Here is a 3,735-nt window from a genome sequence, read left to right on the forward strand (position 1 = left end):
AATTTCTCTATCTACTTTAATTTTCGTAAAACCTTAGCAGGATTGCCTGCTACAACTGTATATGGTGGAACATCCTTCGTAACAACGCTGCCCTCACCCACAATTGCATTTTCGCTAATTGTTACGTATTAAGAAATATTTAGTTTTTCGCTTCTTATTCAACGTCTCTTAATATGTAGTTTAATTGAGATTTTGCGATTGTTTTTTTCGGAATATCTTTCCATATGATACAGCCCGAACTAATAATAGATTCTGAACCTATTGTAATATGGGGTTCAATAAAAACTCCAGTTCCGAATCTAACCATGTCACCAATTGTTACTTTGCTTGATGTAATAACACCAGGACCAAAAGAACAATGATTACCTAAATTATTATGATGTTCGATACTACAATAAGCGCTAATAAAATTGTTGTCCCCTATTTTTGCACATGCACCTATATGACAATTAGCCAAAATAACATTCCCTTCTCCAATTGAAGAGTTGATCCCTATTACAACAGAAGGATGAATAACATTAGTAAATGTTATTTTTCTTTCCTTAAGTAATTCATAAGCTTTTTTTCTAAATTGAATTGAAGTACTAATTGATATTATCACACTATCAAATTGTTTATCATTAAAACGATCCTCTATTTCTTTCGCATCGAATTTTCCTACAATCGGAACTCCTGCAACGAATTTACCTGTTAGACTCTTTTTATCATCAAAAATCATAACAGCTCGTTTTTGTGGTATTTTTGTTATTGCGTCAATTACCTGTACTGCTCCATCTCCACCTCCAATTATTGCAATACGTTGCACTTTATTAATTGGATATAAATCATCTACAGTGTCTTTAAATTCTTGTTTTATTTCACCTTTTTTCATTTGGTCAATGAATTTTATAACATCTGCTTCTGTAATTTTTTTATTATATCGATGTTTTAATGCAGTTATATCGACATTATTTCTCAATGCAAGTAATCTTGCTTTCTCAGTTATTTTAATTTCATTATTTTCACTTTCAATACTTTCTACATTATTAGAGTTTTGCAAAGTTTTCACATATTCGATTGCCTCATTAATTGTAATTGAAGAATCACTAATCACAGCTATTATATCCCCTATCGAGACCTCCGCTCCAACATCAGTCAATATTGTAATAAAACCTGTCATTGTTGCTTCTACATCGAATATAGCTTTTGTTGTCTCAACACTACACAAAATTTCTCCTTTAGTGACCTTATCTCCTGATTTCTTTTTCCAATCAACTATTTTTGCATGAATATCATTTACCCCCATTGCAGGAAGGTACACTGCTTCCAACTTCATATTCTTATCATCTCCAAAATATTATTAATTATTTTTTCTTCATTGATTAAAACCTGTTCTTCTAATTTCTTATTTGAAGGAATGATTGTGTTTACAGAGCCCAATCTATTAATTATTATATCACGATTTTCAATTATTCCTTGAATTTCTGCAGACCAACCAAATTCTTTAGAGCCTTCCTCAAGTATTAATACTTTGCCACATTGATTTGCGTATGTATTAATTAATGATATCGATTTCCTAGATATTGGAGATATTTGTCCAATAATTACGGAAACGACTCGAATTTCTTCTTCAATCATTTTTCTTAAAATCGTTTTTAAAAATCTACTTACGCCACCATATGTAACAATTAAAATATCAGGTGTATTATTTATATAATTTTTTATAATAACGTCACAATATCCTGTTTCTGTTAACATATTTTCAATAAAAACTTCATCATTGGAGGATATAAAAAGCTCCATGGGATATAGAAGTTTATTTTCAATAATAATTACAGGTCTTCTTCGATTATATGCATTTAAGAAAATTCTTTTCACATTATGAAATAACGAAACAGCAACAATATCAATAAAAGGAATACCTAAAAAGTGTTTTTCAAGCGATTGGCTATGAGTTGGACCATACCCTCTTCCCCCGCCCATTGGAGTCCGCATAATCATTGGAACTACGACATTACCGTTATACATAGGTTTTAATTTTGAAGCATGATTTAACAATTGATCCATGCATAAAGTTATAAAATCTCCAAACATAATCTCAGCGATTGGATATAAACCTCTCAAAGCCATACCTATAGACATTCCTGCTATGGTTGCTTCTGATATCGGTGTTGTCAAAACTCTTTCTGGGAAAGATGAAGATAATCCTTTTGTAATTCTAAAAGCACCGCCATAGGGATCTAAAATATCTTCACCAATTAAAATTACTTCTCTATTATTCTGCATCATTTCGAATAAAACAGTATTAATTTCATCACAAATTTTCATAAATTAATTTAATTATTTAATATTAAAAGTTCTTCCAATGACATTTCATTGTCATTATTAATAGAATTAAGGATTGACAGCAGCATGTTATCAATATTTTCAGAAATCTCTTTAACTTTTTCTTTTGAAAGTTCTTTCTCAAGTTTTATCAGTGGATCTTCTAATTTAAACTTTGCTATTTCCTCAGCATTCCGATAGTCATCGCCCTTACTATGAGGTGAAAAACGATAAGTTTCCATATGTAAAAAAAAGGGTTTTTTGTTTTCACGAACATATCTGACAGCATTATCTGCTACATTTATTAATTTTAAAACATCATCAACTTTTATATGTTCAGTTTGGATATCAAATGCTTTTGCACGTTGGCAGAAAGAACCAGCATGAGCAAGCTTCTTTGGTGTTGTTTGTGCATAATGATTGTCTTCAAGAATAAATAATAATGGTAAAGACCAAAGCGATGCAATATTTAAACTTTCATATACAACTCCTTGTCCCATTGTACCATCACCTAAAAAAACGATAACGATCGCATTAGAGCCCTTAAATTTTTCTGCTTTAGCTGCCCCTAATGCTATTGGGACCATCCCTCCTTGTATTCCATTTGTATAAAAATTTTTTTTATGTAAATGTTGACTCCCCCCTATTCCACCACACAATCCACTTTTTTTTCCTATAACTTCAGCTAATAAACCATATACATCTTCAGAATATGCTAAAAAATGTCCATGTGCTCTATGATTTGAAAAGATGATATCAATTTCCTTATCAATAACTTCCATCACACCAACTGCACAAGCTTCTTGTCCAATACAAGTATGAACAGTACCATTTAATAATCCTCTCGAAAATAGTTCCAATAACTTTTCTTCTGTACGCCTTATTAAAAGCATAAGTGAATATATTTTTTCTACTTTTTCTTTTTTCATCATATAATAAAATCTTTATTTTATTAGACTTCTTAAATATTTTATGCAGTCTATCTATATCATAATTATTAGAGACTTCTGAAAAATTATAGTATTTAATTAAAGAATTCAGTTATTCGTTTTTTTAGAAAATTTAGTTGGGTTTTCTCCTTAAATTTATTTGTGCTTTTTGTTCTTTGACATTCGAATTTAATAGTAACTTCCTTAATTGAATACTTTAATATCTTAAGTTACTGCTGTTATTAACTTTCTTATATTATAAACAAACGCTGCCATTATAAATTCAAATCTGTTTCGCCTTAAGTCATAGTAACTACACCTCTGATAGTTTAGGATTCGCTTCATATATGCAAAGGGTCTCTCAACTTTGTTCCTTACTTTTGAAAGCAACTTGTTAACTCTTATTTCTGATTGACTCAATGGTTTATTACGGTAAGCTTTTAATAGTATGCCATCGAATATTTTCTTCCTCTGAAGCTTCTTTCTCCTGAACTGATTTGCA

The 3,735-nt window shown here is 30.4% G+C and carries 4 protein-coding genes and 1 pseudogene; all 5 read right to left on the reverse strand.

Annotation, left to right across the window (positions count from 1 at the left end; translation table 11 throughout):
• Positions 1-11: 11 nt before the first annotated feature.
• Positions 12-125 (reverse strand): annotated as a pseudogene (locus tag AC6QZF_RS05430) (N-acetyltransferase); the annotation flags it as partial.
• Positions 126-154: 29 nt separating this feature from the next.
• Complete coding sequence (locus AC6QZF_RS05435) at positions 155-1,315, reverse strand: biotin/lipoyl-containing protein (RefSeq protein ID WP_499798862.1); 1,161 nt, start codon at positions 1,313-1,315, stop codon at positions 155-157.
• Positions 1,312-2,307, reverse strand: a complete 996-nt coding sequence (locus tag AC6QZF_RS05440; protein WP_499798863.1) for an alpha-ketoacid dehydrogenase subunit beta — start codon at positions 2,305-2,307, stop codon at positions 1,312-1,314. Before AC6QZF_RS05440 ends, AC6QZF_RS05435 begins: the two co-directional genes overlap by 4 nt.
• 8 nt (positions 2,308-2,315) lie before the next feature.
• Positions 2,316-3,236, reverse strand: coding sequence for a thiamine pyrophosphate-dependent dehydrogenase E1 component subunit alpha (locus tag AC6QZF_RS05445; RefSeq protein ID WP_499798864.1), 921 nt, complete (start codon positions 3,234-3,236; stop codon positions 2,316-2,318).
• A gap of 222 nt (positions 3,237-3,458) precedes the next feature.
• Positions 3,459-3,735 (reverse strand): transposase (locus tag AC6QZF_RS05450; RefSeq protein ID WP_499798865.1); only part of this gene is annotated, 277 nt, incomplete at its 5' end.

Origin of the sequence: Eximiradius sp. (assembly GCA_937127445.1) — a bacterium.
Classification (GTDB): domain Bacteria; phylum Bacteroidota; class Ignavibacteria; order Kapaibacteriales; family UBA2268; genus JAKIZO01.

What these genes read in the sequence shown, in the direction of transcription:
- AC6QZF_RS05445 (WP_499798864.1), bottom strand. Translation starts at nt 3,236, where the DNA reads ATGATGAAAAAAGAAAAAGTAGAAAAAATATATTCACTTATGCTTTTA.
- AC6QZF_RS05440 (WP_499798863.1), bottom strand. Translation starts at nt 2,307, where the DNA reads ATGAAAATTTGTGATGAAATTAATACTGTTTTATTCGAAATGATGCAG.
- AC6QZF_RS05435 (WP_499798862.1), bottom strand. Translation starts at nt 1,315, where the DNA reads ATGAAGTTGGAAGCAGTGTACCTTCCTGCAATGGGGGTAAATGATATT.